General features: G+C 60.1%; 9 protein-coding genes. 1 reads left to right on the forward strand and 8 read right to left on the reverse strand.

Going from position 1 to position 20,326, the window contains the following annotated elements; translation table 11 throughout:
- Window position 1: 1 nt before the first annotated feature.
- The 8 genes from FHT77_RS24315 to FHT77_RS24350 all read right to left on the reverse strand — a co-directional run bounded on the left by FHT77_RS24315 (window position 2) and on the right by FHT77_RS24350 (window position 10,662).
- Complete coding sequence (locus FHT77_RS24315) at window positions 2–1,657, reverse strand: glycosyltransferase (RefSeq protein ID WP_183757389.1); 1,656 nt, start codon at window positions 1,655–1,657, stop codon at window positions 2–4.
- Window positions 1,658–1,775: 118 nt separating this feature from the next.
- On the reverse strand, window positions 1,776–3,167 hold the full coding sequence (locus FHT77_RS24320; protein ID WP_183757390.1) for a nucleotide sugar dehydrogenase: 1,392 nt from the start codon (window positions 3,165–3,167) through the stop codon (window positions 1,776–1,778).
- Window positions 3,168–3,641: 474 nt separating this feature from the next.
- The gene (locus tag FHT77_RS24325) at window positions 3,642–4,463 is read right to left on the reverse strand and encodes a carbohydrate ABC transporter permease (protein ID WP_183757391.1); all 822 of its coding nucleotides are present in this window, start codon (window positions 4,461–4,463) and stop codon (window positions 3,642–3,644) included.
- A gap of 3 nt (window positions 4,464–4,466) precedes the next feature.
- A complete protein-coding gene (locus tag FHT77_RS24330) occupies window positions 4,467–5,333 on the reverse strand; it encodes a carbohydrate ABC transporter permease (RefSeq protein WP_183757392.1) in 867 nt (288 codons plus the stop codon).
- Window positions 5,334–5,386: 53 nt separating this feature from the next.
- On the reverse strand, window positions 5,387–6,718 hold the full coding sequence (locus tag FHT77_RS24335; protein ID WP_183757393.1) for an extracellular solute-binding protein: 1,332 nt from the start codon (window positions 6,716–6,718) through the stop codon (window positions 5,387–5,389).
- Window positions 6,719–6,750: 32 nt separating this feature from the next.
- Window positions 6,751–8,295 (reverse strand): putative N-acetylmannosamine-6-phosphate 2-epimerase, encoded by a 1,545-nt coding sequence (locus FHT77_RS24340; protein WP_183757394.1) that lies wholly within the window; start codon window positions 8,293–8,295, stop codon window positions 6,751–6,753.
- A gap of 68 nt (window positions 8,296–8,363) precedes the next feature.
- Window positions 8,364–9,113, reverse strand: a complete 750-nt coding sequence (locus FHT77_RS24345; RefSeq protein WP_183757395.1) for a GntR family transcriptional regulator — start codon at window positions 9,111–9,113, stop codon at window positions 8,364–8,366.
- A 124-nt stretch (window positions 9,114–9,237) separates the two neighbouring features.
- The gene (locus FHT77_RS24350) at window positions 9,238–10,662 is read right to left on the reverse strand and encodes a sensor histidine kinase (protein WP_183757396.1); all 1,425 of its coding nucleotides are present in this window, start codon (window positions 10,660–10,662) and stop codon (window positions 9,238–9,240) included.
- Between the two features lie 377 nt (window positions 10,663–11,039).
- Here FHT77_RS24350 and FHT77_RS24355 point away from each other — a divergent pair.
- A partial coding sequence (locus FHT77_RS24355) for a peroxidase family protein (protein WP_183757397.1) occupies window positions 11,040–20,326 on the forward strand: 9,287 nt, incomplete at its 3' end.

Here is a 20,326-nt window from a genome sequence, read left to right on the forward strand (position 1 = left end):
CTCAATCTATCGGGTCCAGTCCGTAGGCCATTGCAAGTATGGATGCGTCCGGGACAGCCAATTGCCCCAGCACGAGAGCGACGAGTGTGATGAAAACCATGACCGCGGTGACCTGCACGAAAGCGGAGGACGCTTCGCGAAGCCGCCCGGCGAAACGGGTACGACCATCTGCAAGCGTTGTCTTCTGGCGGGTCCAGCGCTGCTTGTTGAGATGGAAGAAGATGTAGGTCTTGATGATCGATCCGTAGATCTGGTTGAAGTAGATGAAAAACGGATAGAGGGCAGACACCCGCGGTCTGGAATTGAACAGCATCAGCGTCAATACGTAGCGGGTAACCAGAACCCAGAGAACGTAGATCAGGAACGCGAATGGCGTTTCGAACAGCCCGACCAGACACACCATTGCCAGTCCGGCAAGGGAGGTCCACATCGACACGCGCTGATCGAAGATTGTCCACCAGGTGAAGTAGCCGACCTTGCGCGGTCCGAGCCTCAGTGCCCGCGAATTGGTGCGCAGCATGTTGCCGAACCAGCGCACCATCAACTGCGTCGCCGCCGGGAAAAACCGTTTCGACGGAGGTTCCTCAACGGTTGCGACGACGACATCGGGAACGTAGAGCATCTGGTAGCCGTTGCGCAGAAGCCAGAACCAGCTCGACTTGTCGTCACCAGTCAGGAATTTCAGGCGGCCGAAGCGCCAGTGATCGACGTAATCAGACTCGACCTGTCTTACGAAGTCGGGATTGCAGACGATCGATGCCCGGAACATCGACATGCGCCCCGTCAGGGTGAGCACCTTGCGGGACAGCCCGTTCGACGACATGAGAATGTGCCGCTGGGCAAAACGCAGGCTGTACCAGATATGGAACTTCGCCTTGCCGTGCACCCGGGAAACCTCGTCGGTCGTCAGCGCCCCGACCCGGCTGCTGGCACGGAAAAAGCCGAGGCATCTGCCGATGAGATCGGGTGGTACGATCGAATCTCCGTCGATGACGGCGACGACGTCGTCCTCTCCTGGGTCCTGCCGGGAGATTGCCCGGAAGGCATAGGCGAGCGCGTCGCGTTTTCCACTGCCGGCAATGCGGGTGATGATCAGCGACACCTTCGTGTCACTGCCACAGATCAGCCGATGAACCAGCTTGATCAGCCGCTGGTCGCCGAGCTCGACAATGGATGCCACGACTGTTGTTTCGCAGGGCGCGCGTTTTGCCGCCTCGAATGCGGCGCGATAGACGGCGGCCGTCGTATCGCTGTCGATGCGGTAGCTGGTCACGAGCAGAAAGGCACGCTGTTTGCTCGCGCTGCCATCACTGGCGCGCATGCAGTCATCGGCGACCTTGCGCATTTTTGGAAAGACAAGAAAGCGATAGATGTTGGACCGCACGAAATGTGTCAGTCCCCAGCCATAGCGCCAGATCGCAAGTAGGCCGAGGCCGAACAGCGCTCCCGAGTGGGCGCTTGCAAGACTGTCGATCGGGGTGATGCAGGCGATGCCGACGACAAGGACGATATAGGCCAGATGCGCCTCTAATGTCTCGCTCCAGGCAACAAAGCGCGCGGCGGCACTACCCTCGCGGCCGAACGTCGACACAGCAGGCAGACGGTCCACTGGTGTCGCAACAGGTCTTGCGTGATCGGCGTACGGTATCCCCGCCATGGTTCCTGCCTTGTTGATCATGAACAAAGAGCTGACAGAAATCGGGAAGCCCCCGGGCTTTCCCTCCACCCGCACCGGATGGATGCGCCGGCCACCTGCCGCGGCCGGCGCAGAACAATCACCAGCACAAACCGTGGTAGGTGACGTTCCCGTTCTGCGGCCGTTCGATGCGGGCGAGATCGATCACCGTAACCGGCATGCCGGCGGCTTCGAGTGCATCCTTCAGGCCGGGATACTTGTTGCCGACGACGATGACCTCGGAGGACGCAATGACCTCGTCCATGCTGTCGCGCAAATGGACGGCGATATGCCTGAGGTAGTTGCGGCCCTGGCTGGCATCCCTGGCAACGTGTGGATCGTAGATCGTCACCTCCTTGCCCTTGCCAAGGAAACCCTCGACCAGTTCGAGGAGCGGGCTTTCCCTGAGATCATCGGTGTCTGCCTTGAAGGTCACGCCGATGAAGCCGATTTTTTCGTGCGGTGCCGCATCGACGAGCGAACGCGCGTGATCGATCTGGACGGTGTTGGCAAGCCTGGCCGCATCCAGAAGCGGTGTCGGAACGTTCATCGACCGGCCGAGTGCCGTCAATGCCCTGAGATCCTTGGGAAGGCAGGAGCCGCCAAAGGCAAAACCGGGCTTCATGTAGGCCCGGGAAATATTCAGGCGGGTGTCCGAGCAGAGCACGTCCATCACCACATGGCTGTCGATATCCTTGGCCTTGCAGATGTTGCCGATCTCGTTGGAGAAGCTGATTTTCACGGCATGCCAGCAGTTGTTGGCGTATTTGACGATTTCGGCGCTTCGCATCGGGATGACGTGCGGTGTCACGTCGATGCCGCTGACAAGGTCCCTGAGGGCGTCGATCGAACGGGTATCGTCCCCATACTGTCCAAACACGATCGCGCCTGGTTTGTAGTAGTCAGCAATCGCCGTGCTTTCACGAAGAAACTCCGGATAGTAGGCAATGCCGAAATCACGTCCAGCAACCTTGCCGGAAGCGGTCTCCAGTGTCGGGATGACGATCTCTTCCATCGTACCGGGCAGGATGGTCGACCGCATGACGACGATGTGGAACTCGTTCTTGTGCCGAAGTGCCTTGCCGATATCCTCGCAAACCTGCCGCACATGGCTGGTATCGAGCGTTCCATCGGGAAGACTTGGCGTACCGACACAGCAGAACGAGATATCCGTGTCGTTGATGGCATCGGCTGCCGATTGCGTGGCATTTAGCAGTGCGCCGTCATGGGCGTTGTGAAGCAACTCGTCCAGACCCGGCTCCACGATCGGAGCCTGACCGTCGGCGAGATGGTCGACCTTGAAGGGATCGGGATCGACTGCGACGACGGGGAAACCGTCATTGCAGAGACATGCGGAAGATACGCAACCAACATAGCCGGCACCGAAGACGCTGACCCGATGGGTGCGCGTCTCCGTGCCCGGATAGTAGGCGTCGAGAAGAGCAACTTTTTGCGTGGAGGCATGGTGAATGGAATGAAGATCAAGTTCCATGGGCGACCTCTGTCTGCGCGTAGTTAAACCTTCCGAGGAATGACTTCTACGGAATGAATTCTTGCAGTTTAAGGAAACCCCACCCGGACGTATTATTGATCGTCCTTGGTATCGCGGTCATTACATGCTAGGCGCAAATAACTCCGCATGCAACAGTAAAAACATATTTGCGATAATATAATTTTTCGATGCCAAATCCTATATTGAATTAAATCAGGAAAATCAGGCAATTAAGTCCCTGTGATCGAATTTGTTCAGTCGAAACAAAAAGTATATCATGCAAGCATTGGGGCAGGATTTGGCTCGGTGGAATGTATATTGAGGGAAGATGCGTAAATATTGCGGAAGCATGTTTTATACTTTCGATGCCAAGTAGCGATCCGGCCGTTTTTCTCGCTGTCCGGAAAACTGGATCTTCGAGGCCCGGAGCGCGCAAGAGACCGGTCAAGGCCACCCGAGAGGCCGCCGGAAGACCTATCCCTTGACGGCGCCGGCGGTCATCGAGCCGGAAATCTGCCTGTACATGAGAAGTCCAAGCACGGCCGGCGGCAATGCGCCAAGTATCATCACGGCCGAAGCCGTTCCCCACTGGACACCGCCGCCACTGGCTGCAAAGAAAAACGAAGCGCCGACCGTCATCGGAACGGCTCGACTGGTTGTCAACATAAGGCCGAACAGGAACTCGTTCCAGGCGGTGATGAAGCCGAAGATGAATGTGGTCACGAGTGCCGGCCGCACGACCGGCCGAATGATCAGGAGCATGATCTCAAGGGAGCTCGCACCATCAACCTTCGCAGCCTCGTCGAGCTCCAGCGGGACGTCGGAAATCGCGTTGACCATGATGACGAGTGCGAGCGGCGTATTGACGATCGTCAGGATGAGCCCGAGCCCGAGCTGCGTGTCGAGAACCCCCAGCCATTGATACATCATGTAGAGCGGGATGGCGAAGATGATCAGCGGCACGGCCCGCAGGTTGATGATGACAGGCAGGAGTGTTCGTTTGCCTGCCTCGCTTCGGGCAATGGCGTAGGCAGCCGGAAACGCCAGCACGATGGCAAGGCCCGTGCCGATCAGGGATGCGATCGTGCTGTTGAAAAGATAGGAGTAGATGTTGAAGCGATCCGTGTTTGTCAGGACGCGAAGGTAGTTCTCGAGCGTCGGTTGGCTGACGAGCAGGCCGGCATTCATCGACAGTTCCCGCGTGCTCTTCAGCGAGGTGACGAGCGTGACGATCACCGGGAAGTTCATGGCAAAGGCGGCGACAGCAAAAACGATCCAGCGAGCAGCATTGAGCATCGCCTAAGTCCTCCTGCGGGCGGCAAGCCAGTTCAGGCCGTAGAGCACGGCCAGTGATGCGATGAACAGCACGACCGACGCCGCGACGGCCTTTCCGATTGCCCCCTGCTTGAAAAATGCCTGGTAGATGTAGATCGAGAGCGATGTCGTCGATCCGCCGGCGCCGCTTCCGGTCAGGGCATAGACGTTGTCGAAGACGCGAAAGCCATCGATGAACCGGATGAAGAAGGCGATGACGAGGGTCGGCGCCATCAGCGGAAGCTCGATCCACCAGAGGATCTTGTACCAGGGTGCTCCGTCGAGTGCGGCGGCCTCCCGGACATCAAGCGGGATCGCCACGTAGGCCATGTAGAAGAGCAGGAAGGCGAAGGGCGTCCATTGCAGCGTCTCGACGACGACAAGGGTACGGAAGGCGTTGGTCACATCGAGGAATGCGGGGCTGTCCCCGAACCACAGGAACAGATAATAGGGCACCGGTCCGGCAAACTCGTGCAGGACGAGACGGTACATCAGGCCCACCATCGCCGGTGCAACCATCAACGGCAGCATCAATGGTGCCATCAGGAAGGACCGCCTGGCCAGAAGCGGCGCAAGGAAGATCGCGAGGAACAGCCCGATCAGGCATTCCATCAGTGCGGTCAAGCTGCCGAACCGCATGGAAAAGGATACGGCCTGCCAGAACTCTCCGTCGGCCAGCACCGAGGTGTAATTGCCAAGACCAGTGAGGCTTGGACTGCGCAGGTTTTCGAAACTGACCGTCGAGACCGAATAGATCAGGTTGACGAGAGAGGGAAAGCCGAGAAACAGAAGCAGGAACGCCACAAGCGGCGTCAGGTAGGCCCTGCCTTCGGCATGTTTTACGGTAGCCATCATGATCCGCCGGGAATGCCGGCGACAGCCAAAGGGCTGACGCCGGCTTTGTCCTATTTCTTCAGGAGATCCTGCATGCCGGTCTGCACATGGGCAAGCGCGTCGTCGAGCCCCTGCTGGCCGGACCAGTATCCGGTGAATTCCTTCGCCTGCAGCTCGTAGACCGAAAGCGCGTTGGCGGAGGTTGCGCCATTCATGACGTAGCCGTACTTGCTGGCAAATTCGCCAAGCTTGACGAGATCGGGACGTTCCTTGGCGACCTTGGCGACGACATCTGGCGACAGTGCCGGGGAACCGCCGCTCTTGGCATAAAGCAGGGCCGCATCTTCACTCGCCAGCCACTTCAGGAACTTGACCGCGCCTTCCTTGTTCTTGGCATTCTTGTTGAGGCCAAGGCCAAGGCCGTGAATGTGGTCGGCGCGTCCGTCTGGACCGGCGGGGGGAGCAACGATGCCAGTCACCTCGGCGACAGCCGGAGTTTTTTCGGCATTGGTCAGGTCTGCCGCTGCGGCGTTCCACTGCAGTGCTGTCGCGGCCTGGCCCGAGCCGAAGGCGGCGTTGGTTTCGGCGTATTCGTAGCTCAGCGAGTCCTTTGGCGAGGCGCCGGCGTCATAGAGCTTCTTGTAGAGCTCGAGACCCGTCCTGTAGGCATTGGAGTCGACGGTGATCTTGCCGTCCTTGTCCATCCATTCACCGCCGTAGGATCGCGGCAGCGACTGGAAGACCATCATGTTGAAGAGAAGGTTCTTCATCTGCAGGACGGTGCCGTAACGCACGGGGCTTGCCGAATTTGCCTGCTTGCTGAAGTAGAGGGACGTTGCCGCCCAGTCGTCCCAGGTCCAGCTGTCGGGATCCTTCGGCTGGAGCTCCTTTCCAAGGAATTTCTTGGCGATCTCGCCGTAGGTCTTCCTTGCCGCATCGTCCTTCAGCAGCGCATCCACCAGGTCCTTGCGGTAGTACATGAAATGCAGGGAAAGGTCGGTTGGGACACCATATTGCTTGCCGTTGAACTGCATCGTCTTGAGGACGGATTCGCCAAAGACCTTCGCGGCATCCGGACCAAGGTCGATGGGATCCATGTAGGATGCGTAACGACCGATCGAATAGGTGGCGACAAGATTGACGTCGAACGCATTGGAGCCGGCGGCCATGTCGGCCTGCAGCTTGTCGAAGAAGCCGTCGCGGTTGAAGAACAGCAGCTCGACCTTGTCGGCATCGCTGATACCGGCCTGGCCATTATAGGCTTCGACCGTGGCGCGCAGCGCCGTTTCCTCCGAGCCGCCCGGCCAGCCAAGCACCGTGACGGTGGCATTTGCGATGCCAGGCAGGGCGACGCCCGAAAGAAGCGTTGCCGCAAGTGCAAGTGACGTGTTTTTGTATGTCATCATCGTTCCCTTTCTTGTTTGGTTTTACGTCGTTATTTCCCCGCTGCAGCCGGGCCTCCTCCAGCAAGATCCGCAGCGCCGATGATACCGGCATGCCGGCCGAGCCTTGCCGCCATGAGACGTGGTGCAAGCCTCGGCGACAATCCCTTGAAATGGCTTTCCATGAGGTCGAGATAGCCCTGAGCGAGGCCGATGCCGCCGCCGATGACGATCCGGTCGGGATCGAGCATCAGCTGGATGTCCCGGCAGAGCGTTGCTGCGCGAAAGGCAGAGCCGGAGACGATGTCTGCCGCCCAGCTTTCGCCGTTTCTGGCGCGCTCGAAGACTTCGACGGCATCGACCGGGTGGCCGTTCTGCGAGGCTTCGCTGGCAATCCACCGGCCCGATGTCTGGTCCTCGAACGGTGACTGTCCCTCGGAAGGTGAGCGGATCAGCCCGAAATGTCCGGCAAGACCGAGAAGCGGCCTGCCGTCGATGACGACCCCGCCGCCAATGCCGGTCGAGATCGTGAGAAAGACGAGGCGCCGGGCGCCCGCTCCTGCCCCGAACCGGTACTCGCCCCAGGCCGCAGCCTGCGCATCGTTGACGGCAGTAGCCGGCTTGCCGAACATCCGCGTGACACGGTCGATGAGAGGGTAGCGGTCAGGGATTTGAAGCGTTGCCGGATTGAGGGCCGACCAGGATCCATCCTCGATCACGCCGGTGACGGCGATACCGATCCTGGCATAGCGGTCCGCCCAGCCGGCGGTCGATTGAAACACAGTCGAGAGCCAGGCATCAGGTCCGGCGCCGCGTTCGGTCGCAACCACGACCTCCTCGACAACCCTGTCGCCGCTGACAAGCGCTGCCATTGTCTTGGTGCCGCCGATGTCGATCGAAAGGACAGTGCCGTCTCCCGTTGAAGACGGTGCCCGATAGGCTTCGCCGATCGCTTGGCTGAACCAGCCTGTCACGTGCTCGGTGCGGGTAATCGCGGAGCCGACGACCACGGCAAATGCCCCGGCCCTTGCCGCTGATACCGCCTGCTCGGGAAAGCGGATACGTCCCTCGGCAATGACGAAAGGTGTGAGCCGACGCATGGCTGATATCAGCTCGATGTCAGGGTCGACGGGTTCCGGGCCGCCAACATAGCCGGAGAGCGTGGTGCCGACAAAATCGACGCCGGCAGCAAGGGCGCGCCCTGCATCCTCAAGCGAAGAGCAGTCCGCCATTGTCAGCTTGCCCTTGGCCTTTATCGCGCGCACCAGCGCTTCCACGGATGCCGGGCGGACGCGATCAGTGGCATCGAATGCGACGATATCGGCGCCGGCATCGGCGAGCGCTTCCGCATCGGACAGGAACGGAGTGATGCGCACCGGACTGTCTCTAAGATCGCGTTTGACGATCCCGACGATCGGGGCGGTGACGGCGGCCCGCACGGCTTTGACATAGGCAACCGATTCGATCCGCAGTGCGCTCGCCCCGGCACTCAGAGCCGCTCTTGCGAAGCCCGTGACGAACGCGGCCTCGTCCATCGGTCCATCCGGAACCGGCTGGCAGGATACGATGAGGCTATTCCTGATGTCTTCCCGTTGCACCCGCGACACTCCATTTCGGCATCACGATAGATGGAAAATACCAGAATACAACCAGTTTATAACTGGTCTTATCGCTGCAGTTCGAACACGAAGTCGTAGACCTCGCCCTTGTAGCGGGTCTCACAATATTCGACGATCTGTTCGTCGGGCAGGAAGCAGCGTCTTTCGGTCACCAGCAATGGCGCGCCGGCCTCGCAATGGAGATGCGCGGCATCCTCGCTGGAGGCGGCTCTCGATCGCATCCGCTGGATCGCCCGCTGTGGCATGAAACCGCGCGCGGCAAGCGCCTCGTAGAGCGAGTCGCGAACGAGATCCGGTGAAGGAATAAAGCGCGTCGGCACCGTTGAACTCTCGACCGCAATCGGCTGCCCGTCTGCCGTGCGGACGCGTTTCATACGGACGACCATGGCGCTGGCGGAAAGACCAAGGGCCATCATTTCGGCTGGTGATGGTCGGCTTATCTGTTTGGAAAGCCAGACGCATCCAGGTTCCATCCCGCGCGCGCGAATGTCCTCAGAAAAGCTTGTCAGCGTCGCAAGCGACTTTTCGACACGCGATCCGACCTCCGTCCTGAAGCCATGGCGCCGGTTGAGGAGCCCTTCCTCCTCGAGCAACGCCAGCGCCTTTCGAACCGTTACGCGTGACAGCGACAGGTTCTCTGCCAGAACCCGTTCCCCCGGCAGCATGCCGCCGGGCTTCACCGCGTTGGAGCGAATGGCAGTCTCGATCGCCGACTTGAGCCGTTTGTAGAGGGGCACGTCGGGCGCGCTCTGGCCGAGCTCCCTGCCAACACGTTCGATCAAGCTGATTTCGGACATGGCGCTCCTTTCGACGGATCGATCCCGACGATCCTGAAAATCGGTATCTGGAGCTATACTGGTATTATCGTCTTCGCGCAATTGCCGATGACAGGCCCCGGTTCCGCGGACCGCGGCATCAGAATTACTCCAGTGGCAGCAGGACGATGACGAGCGTGCCATTGCTGCGGCGGATCGTACGGAGTTTGCCGCCGAAGGCACGGATGCGACGCTTCTGCATCAGCTTGCCCAGGCGAATGCGCTGCGGGGCTATGGCCTGCGCCTTCGGTGGACTGCCGATATCGGCGATGGCAATGACAATGCGATTGCGCCGCATGCCATAGCGCAGCTGCTGGACGTTTCCTGGCGCGTGCCGGTGTGCATTCATCAGCGCTTCCTGGATGAAGCGATAGACGCAGATGTTCAGATGTCCCCGGCTCGGATCGACATCGAGCTTACCCTTTAGAGCGACACGATTGCCGGTCAGGTCCGTGTGACGGCGAACGGCAAGCAGAATGGTTTCGTTGAGCGAAAGGTTGTCGAGCTCAGGCAGGACGAGGCCGGAGGATATGTTTCTGATGTCTTCCAGCACGGCCGAGACGAAGTGCTGCAGCTTGCCCATGCTTTCGGCAGAAACCACCACGCCGTCGCTCTCTGCGGGGGATGGCCTCATGTCGCTCAATCTGAGCTTGATGAGGGTCAGTACCTGTATTGGGCCGTCGTGAAGGTCTGCACCGATCTGGTCGAGGATCTTCTCGTTGAGCTTGCCGGCCTCCCGTCTTGCGCGTTCGGCCTCGAGCCGCAGACGCCGGTTCTGGTTCGACAGCTCCAGCGCGTGCCTGAGGCTTGCGCGCAGCGCCGTGTGCTGGTCGTCGATCGTGCGGCTGCCGCTGCGGACGATCATGTAGAGAAGAGCGAGCATGGGAACGGAAACGAGGAGCACGATCATCAGCGTCGAGCGCCATGCGCCGGCAATTTCTGCAAGCAGATAGTTGGGTCGTTCGTAGAATTCGCCGACGAGGATCGTCTTGCCGGACGCGTCCTGCACCAATGGTGCATAGACCTCGATGTATTCGGACTTTCGCTCGTCTCCGGAGTAGTGGTGTTTTGCGATCATGGTGCGCGATACGACGACTTCGCCCTTCGTCGCACGCCTCAGCTCGTCAAAGACCTCTTCCCTGTCGAACTTCTGCCCCGCCGTCGAATAGAATAGGCTGCCATCGGTGTTCCAGATCTTGATCTCACGCACATGCTGGCCAAGCGGGCTGTCGCCGAGAAGCTGATCGAGTTTGGCCTTGACCTCGGGTGACAGGCTCTTGGAGCGGATATCCTGTTCAGAAATAAGCGGCTCGACGAAAGTCTGGAGGTAGGCCGCTCCGACGCTGCCCGCCCCCTGCATGATCGCCCTCTCGATGCTTTTCGTCGTCCAGAGTCCAAGCAGGAACATCAGGGCAAGGACGATCAGCGACGCGATGAGAATGAATTTCACCTCGAGGCGCGCCTTGCGCACCCGGTCCTTCATCCATCGCCATGTGACGGCCAGGCGCTCGGGCCATACCCGTTTTGTCATTTCGCTCTGCGCAAACGCCATGCTCCCCCCGAAACTCGACGCCGATGATTATATTCATGTTTGCGAATATTTTTCCTGCTGGCAACACACTTTCGATCATTCCAGCTGACGATCAAACAAAAGCGCCCCGACTGTCCTCGCGAACGGGCGATGACTGTCCCATGGGACAGCTTCTGCTGGCCCTGAGTATATCGTGATGGTGCGACCTTCGTTGCTTTCACTGTAATACTATAGTCTGGATTTTTGCTCGACCTTGTTCTCTGACGGCATAGTCAACCAAAATATATAACTAGAAAATCAGACAATAACACAAATTCTGGCCGGCTATACACGCTTGTCTGCCGGGTGGGAATTTTGCGCTCTAAGGGGAGAGGGAAATGACCGCATTTACACTGAATCTGCAGGACATGATCTTCATTCTGCGTCAGATCAAGATTGCCGAAGCACATGCTGCCGGAACGGCTCTGACCGAAATCTATGTCGATGCCGAGGGCAATGTCGTTCCCGCGGGGACACCGGGCGCCTTGCTTGCGATTCCAGATCCTCATGTTCCGGCTGGTCTTCGGACGGTCGACGGGACCTACAACAACGTTGTGCCTGGCCGGGAGACCTGGGGTGCGGCCGACCAGTCGATGCCGAGGCTGCTGGACGGCAGCTTCGTCAACGACGCCGATGGCGACACAATGCCATTTGGTCCTCCGGGATCGCCGGCTGTCACCAACAACGACTATGGCGTTGTCGGTTCGCCGAGCCTGCCTTCGGTCAACGGCGGACATACAGGCAACGTCGCTGACGCCGATCCTCGCATTATTTCCAATCTCGTCGTTGACATGAGCATCAACAATCCGGCGGCGATTTTTGCGGCGCTGACATATGCAGGCTCAGAGGATCCGCAAGCGGATCTCGAGCGGTTGCTTGCCGCACGGGTCACGCAGGCAGAGGCAGATGCCGCGCTTGCGACGGCGCAGACGGCAGTTGCGACTGCGGAGGCGGCGGTCAATGCTGCGGTCGCAGCTTATGTGCCGGGGGATCCGCTATTGCTGGACGCGATCCAGACTGCGGCTGAAGCGCTCACGGTGGCCGAAGAAACACACGCTCATGCGACAGCTGTTGCTGCCAATCCCAGCGCGGCTTTCGTTGCGTTCGCCGAAGAACTCGGCCTGACGGTCAATGATCAAGGTACCCTCGTTATCCCCAACATTGCCCCGGATGAAGGCCTGTCTGCTCCCTTCAATGCCTGGATGACGTTCTTCGGGCAGTTCTTCGACCACGGCCTCGATCTCATCTCGAAAGGCAACAACGGCACCGTCTTCATTCCGCTGCAACCCGACGATCCGCTCTACGTGCCGGGAGGCAGTACAAATTTCATGGTCCTGACGCGCGCAGCACCCACGCCGGACGGGTCGCAGACCAATACGACGACATCCTTTGTCGACCAGAACCAGACCTATACGTCACACGCCTCCCACCAGGTCTTCCTGCGTGAATATGTCATGAGGCCCAACGACGAGCTGGTCGATGTGCCGGTGGCCACCGGAAAGCTGCTGGACGGTGCGGCAAACGGACTTCCGACCTGGAAGGACATCAAGGATCAGGCGCGTGAGCTGCTCGGAATCGAGCTGAGCGATCGTGACGTCATCAACCTTCCGCTGCTACGCACCGACGCCTACGGCGAGTTCATTCGCGGCGACAACGGCTTGCCCCTGATCATAACCGGCATCGGGGCCGACAATATTCCGAATACCGAAGACGACAGCGTTGTTGAGGGCAATCTCGCCACGCCTGTGAACACGTTCAGTGTCGGTGCCCTTCGCACCGGCCATGCCTTCCTTGATGACATCGCCCACCAGGCCAACCCGTTCGACAGCCAGACCGGCCAGTTCAAGGCTGCGGATGCTGATGACGGTATCGGCACGCCACCGCCGGTCCTTGACGGCTTCGATGCGGTCGTCCTTACGGATGGTACGCCTGGCGTCAATGTCGATGCCGCGCTCGGCAACTGGACCGAAACACCTCCTCCCGGCTGGGACATCACAGGAGGCTTCGGTGGCGTCTATGACCCGACGGCCACTGTTATCGCCGAAACCGGACACGGGGGCGGCAATGTCGTGTTCCTCGATTCCGCAGCTGTCCTGACGCATGACACGGGTGTCCTTTTGCAGGGCGGTCGGACCTATTCACTGACGCTCAATGTCGGCGACCGGACCGACCAGACATTCGGTGGAGGCACGGTTCAGCTCGTTGCCGCAGGTGGCGCGATCCTGTCGAGCCTTGTGCTGCCGATCCCTGGAGAGGGCGGCTGGCTGCCGGTAACCCTGAGTTCAGGTGTTGTTCCGGCCGGTGCTGCCGGCCAGGAGCTTCGAATTGTCGTGACCCATGGTGGTGGGACGGGCCAGCAGATCCTCATCGACGACGTCAGGCTTACCTCGAACATCGCGCAATACGACGACGAGCTCCTTGATCGTCATTTCATTACGGGCGATGGCCGCGGCAACGAGAACATCGGTCTGACCGCTGTCCACCATATCTTCCACTCGGAACACAATCGCCAGATCGACTCGCAGAAGCTGACCATTCTGAACAGTGGCGACCTTGACTTCATCAACGAATGGCTGGTTGGCGAGGGCATCACCGGTCTGCCAGCCGGCTTTGCCTCCATGACGGCACTGCAGCAACTCGCCGTTGCCGATACGCTCGATTGGGACGGTGAACGCCTGTTCCAGGGTGCGCGGTTTGCAACGGAGATGCAATATCAGCATCTGGTCTTCGAGGAGTTTGCCCGCAAGATTCAGCCGGCGATCGACCCATTTGTCTTCAACAACATTACCGACATCAATCCGTCGATCTTCTCGGAGTTCGCCAACACCGTCTACCGCTTCGGTCATTCGATGCTGACGGAGAACATGCCGCGCGTCTTCATCGACGCGAATGGTGCTGTGACAAGCACCGACAACATGGGGCTGATCACGGCCTTCCTCAATCCGGTCGCCTTCGACAATGATGGCACGGTGACAGCGGATCAGGCCGCCGGCGCCATCGTTCGCGGCATGACCATCGAGCGCGGCAACGAGATCGACGAATTCATTACCGGCGCGCTTCGAAACAGCTTGCTCGGCCTGCCGCTCGACCTCGCATCCATCAACATCGCGAGAGGTCGGGATACCGGTATTCCGACACTGAACGACGCGCGCACACAGCTCTATGCGGCAACCGGCTCGAGCTTCCTGACGCCCTATGACAGCTGGACCGATTTCGCGGCCAATCTGAAGAATCCGATCTCTGTCGTGAACTTCATCGCCGCCTACGGCACCCACTCTTCGATCACCGGGCAAACGACCGTGGCAGGCAAGCGGGATGCAGCCTGGGCCCTGGTGTTCGGTGACGACAGCCTGACGGGCGCAGCTGCTGACGCGTTCAACGCGGACAGGTTGGCCTTCCTGAACAGCACCGGCACATGGACTGCGGCCAACAGCGGCCTCAATGCGATCGACCTCTGGATTGGCGGCCTTGCAGAAAAGAAGATGCCTTTTGGCGGCTTCCTCGGCTCGACGTTCAATGCGATCTTCGAAGCCCAACTTGAGAACCTGCAGGATGGCGATCGCCTTTACTATCTGACCCGCACACAGGGGCAGAACTTCCTGAACATGCTGGAACAGAACTCGTTCGCCAAGATGATCATGGCGAACACCGATATCGCACAGCCCGGCCCGGACGGTATCCGGGGCACCGCAGACGACATCGTCAACCGCCACATGGGCGTGGATTCGTTCGGCAACTATGACTTCGTCCTCGAAGTCAACGCTGCCAACCAGGCCGACTACAACGGTACTGCGGCAGGCGTTGATCCGCTGGGAACCGACGCAGCGCTTGAAGCCATGGGCCTCGGCAAGGTTGCGCGTGACGACCCCGGTACACCGGGTGTGGACGTGAACTATCTACGCTTTACCGGCGGTGAGCACATCGTTGCCGGCGGCACGAGTGGCAACGATACGATCATCACGGATTTCGGCGATGACGGAATCTGGGGCGATGCCGGCGATGACCGGATCGAATCGGGTGCCGGCGTCGATCTCGTCAACGGCGGCGCGGGCGACGACATTCTCACCGACAGTGGGGATAGCGGCGACTTCATCAAGGGTGACGAGGGCAACGACGTTATCGCCAACTCAAACGGTCTCGACATTCTGATGGGTGGGATCGGCAAGGACGCGATCTTTGTCGGTGTCGATGACACGGAGGTCTTCGGCGGCGAAGGCGATGACTTTATCGTCGGCGGCGAAGGTGTCGATCTGCTGATGGGTAATGAAGGGGATGACTGGATCGAAGGCGGTGGCGGTTTCGACACCACGGCGGGTGACAATTCGGAGCTGTTCTTCAACAGTGTCATCAAGGGCCATGACGTGATGTTCGCCGGCAACGAAGAGAACGACTTCGACGGCGAGTCCGGTGACGACATCATGGTGCAGGGCGAAAGCGTCATGCGCAATGAAGGCATGTTCGGTTTCGACTGGGCAATCTTCAAGGGCGTCGCACGCGATGCGCACGCCGACATGAACATTCCGATCTTCACCACCGAACAGGAAGACATTCTTCGCAACCGGTTCGACAAGGTTGAGGCTCTCTCAGGATGGGATCACAACGACACGCTCATTGGTGATGAGCGCACCTTTGGCGAAATTGCGCCCGGAGACACGGTCGCAACGACGGAGAATATCTTCTTCAATGACGGTCTCGATGCCGAAGGGCTTGCCCGCATCGCCGGGCTCAATCAGATCGTCGATCTCGATGCCTCGGGTTTTTACCAGAGCGGCAACGTCCTGCTTGGTGGCGGCGGCCACGACCTGCTGCAAGGCAATGGCGGCGACGACATCATCGACGGCGACCGGTGGCTCAACGTCCGGATCCGGATAACATCCGGCTCGGAAAATTCAGCTGCCAATCAGATCGCAACAGTCGACAGCATGCGGCACGTGTTCACCGCAGCCGAAGCCCCCGCGCCGTCCTGGATCGGAAGATCGCTTTTCGAGCTTCTGGTCGACCGCACTGTCCGACCGGATCAGATGCACATCGTGCGTGAAGTCCTCACAGCCGACGGTGACGGTGACATCGACACGGCGGTCTTCCGCGGCAGTCGCAGTGAATACGAGATCGAAGGCATTGATTTCGACGATGACGGCGACGAACAGACGATCGTTAGGCACCTGGTCAATACGGCAGTCGGCGGCGTTGCGGTCAACGATGGCGTCGACAAGGTCAGCAACATCGAGCGCCTGCAATTCGCCGATCAGACGGTGGAGCTCGTCGAGGTCGATGACGCAGCACCGGTCGGCAATCCGGTGGTAGAAGGCTTCGCGCAGATCGGTCAGCTGCTCAAGGTGCAGATGGCCTCCGACGGCTCGCTCGCGGGCGTAACGGATGCGGACAATCCGAATGGCGGAAAGATCTTCCCGCCGCTGATCATCGAATGGCAGATCGAAACGGATCCCGGCGTCTTCGTCGATACCGGCTTCCGTGGTCCGTCGTTTACGCCGGCAACGGACGGCGAATTCGAAGTCGGCGCAGATGTCCGCGTTCGCGCCATCGTCCGCTATACCGACGCCAACGGCATTCCCTATGCTGTCGCTTCGCTGCCGACAGATCCGCTCGTTCCCGCAACGAACCTCGTTGCAACGGAAGGTGACGACGTCCTTGTCGGAACGCCCGGTGATGACACCATCGATGGCCTTGGTGGTAATGACATCATCTTCGGACTTGCCGGCGATGACGACCTGACAGGCGGAACCGGCGACGACGAAATCTTCGGCGGGCTTGGTGACGATACGCTCGCAGGCGGTGACGGCAACGACATTCTCGATGGCGGCGACGGCGACGATACCGCTGTCTTCGCCGGCAACCTGGCCGACTTCGTCTTCGAGATCAATGCCGAAGGCCAGCTGGAGGTGGTTGGCACGAATGAGGAAGATGCCGTCATAAGCATCGAGAACTTTCAGTTCAACGATGGGACGGTGACGCTCGCCGAAGTGCAGGCGGGCTTGCCGGATGTCATCCCGACAGACGGCCCCGACACCATCACCGGGACCGAAGGCGCCGACGCCATCGATGCGCTTGGCGGCAATGACACGATCAACGCGCTTGGTGGCGACGATGACCTCGTCGGCGGTCTCGGAAATGATGTGATCAATGCCGGCGCCGGCGACGACACGATTGCCTGGGAGGTCGGCGATGGACGCGATATCATCGACGGCGGAGTCGGCACGGATCGTTTGCGCATACGCGGTGACAACAATGACGAGACGTTCTTCGTCGAGGATGTCGCCGACTATCTGGCAAGGACCGGTCTTCTGGCAGACCCCCTCCGGGCGACGACCGAAATCGTCGTCTCCCGCAGCGTCGGTGCAGGGGCGTCGATCGTGGTGGCCGAGCTCGCCGGAATGGACGAGATCGATATCAATGGCGGCGGCGGCAACGACACCTTTGTCGTTTCGGGCGATTTCGCGGGCACGGATCTCGATCCGAGCACGATCACCATCGACGGCACCAGCGGCGATGACACCGTCGACATCACCGGCCTCGACTCACAGCACCGCATCGTCTTCCGCTCGAACGGCGGCGACGACACGATCGTCGGCACGCTGCGCCCACAGGATGTCGTCGAACTGGCGCCGGGATCCGTGATCTCGGGCTATACGCTCAGCGACAATATCAACGGGACACGGACGCTCTCGAACGGCATGCATTCGATTACCTTTACGGGTGTCGTTCCGCCGCAGTTCGTCCCTCAAGACGACGACCCGACTTCGGGACCGTTTGCCTATACCGCAGCCGACCTCGCCGGCCTCAAGAACCTCGTGAACGGTCTTGCTGCCTTCGAGGATGACGACGACACGGAAGGCTTCGGCGGCGTGCGCAGCCTGTCCGGCCACGGCAACAACGAGCAGCATTCTGACTGGGGCGCCGCCGACGAGCCGTTCATCCGGATCACCAATGCGCACTATGGCGAATACGACGCTGCATCGGGCAACAACCAGATCAACCCGATTTTCGAAGGGCTCGATCCACGCAACATCAGCAACGTGCTCGGCGCCCAGGAAGCCAACCTCGCGAAGAACGCGTCCAACGCCAACATTTTCTTCATGGCGTTCGGTCAGTACTTCGACCATGGGCTCGACTTCCTGCCGAAGGGTGGCAACGGAACGATCCAGATCGGTGCACCCGGCAGCGGTGCACCCGGTTCGGGCAATCCCGCGGATCTGACGCGCGGTACCGTCCACGACATCGACGAGAATGGCGTGTCGCAGCATCTCAACAAGACTTCGCCCTTCGTCGACCAGAATCAGTCATACGGTTCGCATGAACTGGTCGGTCAGTTCCTCCGCGAAAGCGATGGAAACCAGGGCTTCGGTTCGCACCTGCTTCAGGGTGCGGTGGATCCGTCCAATACGGAGTTCCGGTTATTGCCGACGCTGCGTGAACTGATCACGCATCACTGGCAGGCCAACACGATCTTCCGTGATGCCGAGTTGCCAGGCGGACAGATCAGCTTCCGTGATTACTACGCCGGTCTGGTCGATGCGACCGGTCATATCAATGAGACGATGCTGCCTCAGATGACCTCCAACTTCATGGGCAGTGGCCATGCGCTGCTTCTCGACGCCAACCCGTTCATCAGCGCGCTCGATCACTATGTCGTCGGCGATGGACGCGGCAACGAGAACTTTGCGCTGACCTCGATCCACACGATCTGGGCACGCAATCACAACTACCACGTGGAACTTCTGGAGCAGTCCGGCTTCCAGGGAACGGCCGAGGAGCTGTTCCAGGCCGCCAAGATGGTGAATGAAGCGGAATACCAGCGCGTTGTGTTCACCGAGTTCGCCGACATGTTGATTGGCGGCATCAGGGGCGATGGCGATCATGGCTTCGAGGAATACAACCCCAATGCAACGGCCGCGATCTCCCATGAGTTTGCCGCAGCGGTCTATCGCGTCGGCCATTCCTTGATCGGCCAGACGATGACCGTGATCGGTCCGGATGGCGAGCCGAGGCAGGTGGCGCTCTACGACGCCTTCCTCAATCCAAGCAACGATCCCGGCGTCTTCAAGGGCCCGTTGCCTCCCGGCTATGTGCCGCAACCGGGATATGAGCAGCTCGGGGTCAATTCGATCCTTGGCGGTATCGTCACCCAGAGTGCGGAGGAAGTGGACTTCAACATCGTCGATGCGGTGAGAAACGATCTCGTGCGCATCAACGCCGACCTGTTCTCCTTCAACGTCGCCCGCGCCTGGGATGTCGGGCTCGGTACGCTGAACCAGGTGCGCATGGATCTGGCCGCATCGACCGATCCCTATGTCAGGGAGGCTCTCGGCTATGCCGGCAACCTCTCGGCCTACACCTCCTGGGAGGACTTCCAGGCTCGCAACGGCCTTTCGGATACAGTGATCAACCAGTTCCGCCAGGCCTATCCGGACCTCGTGCTGCAGGCGGGGGACATCGCGACCTTCCAGGCGATCAACCCTGACATTCAGGTTGCGATCCAGGCCAATGGTACAGGTATCGTCAAGGGCATCGACCGTGTCGACCTCTGGGTCGGCGGCCTTGCCGAGAAGCACATCAATGGCGGCATGGTGGGTCAGACCTTCTGGGTCGTGCTGCAGGAGCAGTTCGACCGCCTGCAGGAGGCCGACCGTTTCTACTACCTCAACCGCTTCGACAACTTTGACTTCTACGAGGACTTCATCGACGGCCAGGAGTTCGCCGACATCGTGGCGCGCAACACCGGCCTGACAGGCCTCTCCGAAAGCATCTTCGAAACCGAGCCTCTTGACTATGACGATGACGATCAGGGCGGCGACGACGATGATGATGATGATGACAACAGCGGCCCTGGAGGTGGCGACGACGACGATGACGATGATTCGTCATCAGGCGGCGATGATGATGATGACGACGACGATGACTCTTCGTCGGGTGGTGACGACGACGATGATGATGATGATGATGATGATACGTCTTCTGGAGGTGATGACGACGATGATGACTCCACGTCTGGCGGAGACGATGACGACGACGGCAGCACGCCGCTTCCGGTTGCAGCGCGGACGTTGATCGGGACTGTTGCTGGGGATGTTCTGATTGGCGCGGCGGGGGCCGATACGATCCTTGCCGGTGGTGGTGGGGATATCGTTGCCGGCGATGCGGGCAATGACATCCTGCGCGGCGAGGACGGCGACGACGTGGTGACGGCCGGCGACGGCAACGACAGTGTCACCGGTGGAGCCGGCGACGACGAGCTGCATGGCGGGGCCGGCGACGACATGCTGTTCGGCAATGCCGGTAAGGACATGATCCATGGGGAAGCGGGCAACGACTTCATCGAGGGCGGGGCCGGCGAGGATCAGGTCTGGGCTGGTGACGGCGACGACACGGTGATCGCCTCTGCCGGTGACGGCGACGACCAGTACTGGGGCGGCTACGGCAACGACACGCTGGACTATGCGGTGGCGACGGCGAACCTGACGGTCGACCTCGGCAACGGCTTCATGCAGCGCGGCCAGGTGTCGGGCGGCACGACCGGGACGGATGTGGTCTACGGCTTCGAGAACGTCATCACCGGTTCCGGCCACGACACGATCACGGCCACGGCTGCGGTCAACGTCATGGACGG

Origin of the sequence: Rhizobium sp. BK181 (assembly GCF_014193305.1) — a bacterium.
Classification (GTDB): Bacteria; Pseudomonadota; Alphaproteobacteria; order Rhizobiales; family Rhizobiaceae; genus Rhizobium.

Excerpts from the sequence above, each read along its gene's own strand:
- FHT77_RS24315 (WP_183757389.1), bottom strand. The coding sequence starts at position 1,657 with ATGGCGGGGATACCGTACGCCGATCACGCAAGACCTGTTGCGACACCA.
- FHT77_RS24320 (WP_183757390.1), bottom strand. The coding sequence starts at position 3,167 with ATGGAACTTGATCTTCATTCCATTCACCATGCCTCCACGCAAAAAGTT.
- FHT77_RS24325 (WP_183757391.1), bottom strand. The coding sequence starts at position 4,463 with ATGCTCAATGCTGCTCGCTGGATCGTTTTTGCTGTCGCCGCCTTTGCC.
- FHT77_RS24330 (WP_183757392.1), bottom strand. The coding sequence starts at position 5,333 with ATGGCTACCGTAAAACATGCCGAAGGCAGGGCCTACCTGACGCCGCTT.
- FHT77_RS24335 (WP_183757393.1), bottom strand. The coding sequence starts at position 6,718 with ATGACATACAAAAACACGTCACTTGCACTTGCGGCAACGCTTCTTTCG.
- FHT77_RS24345 (WP_183757395.1), bottom strand. The coding sequence starts at position 9,113 with ATGTCCGAAATCAGCTTGATCGAACGTGTTGGCAGGGAGCTCGGCCAG.
- FHT77_RS24350 (WP_183757396.1), bottom strand. The coding sequence starts at position 10,662 with ATGACAAAACGGGTATGGCCCGAGCGCCTGGCCGTCACATGGCGATGG.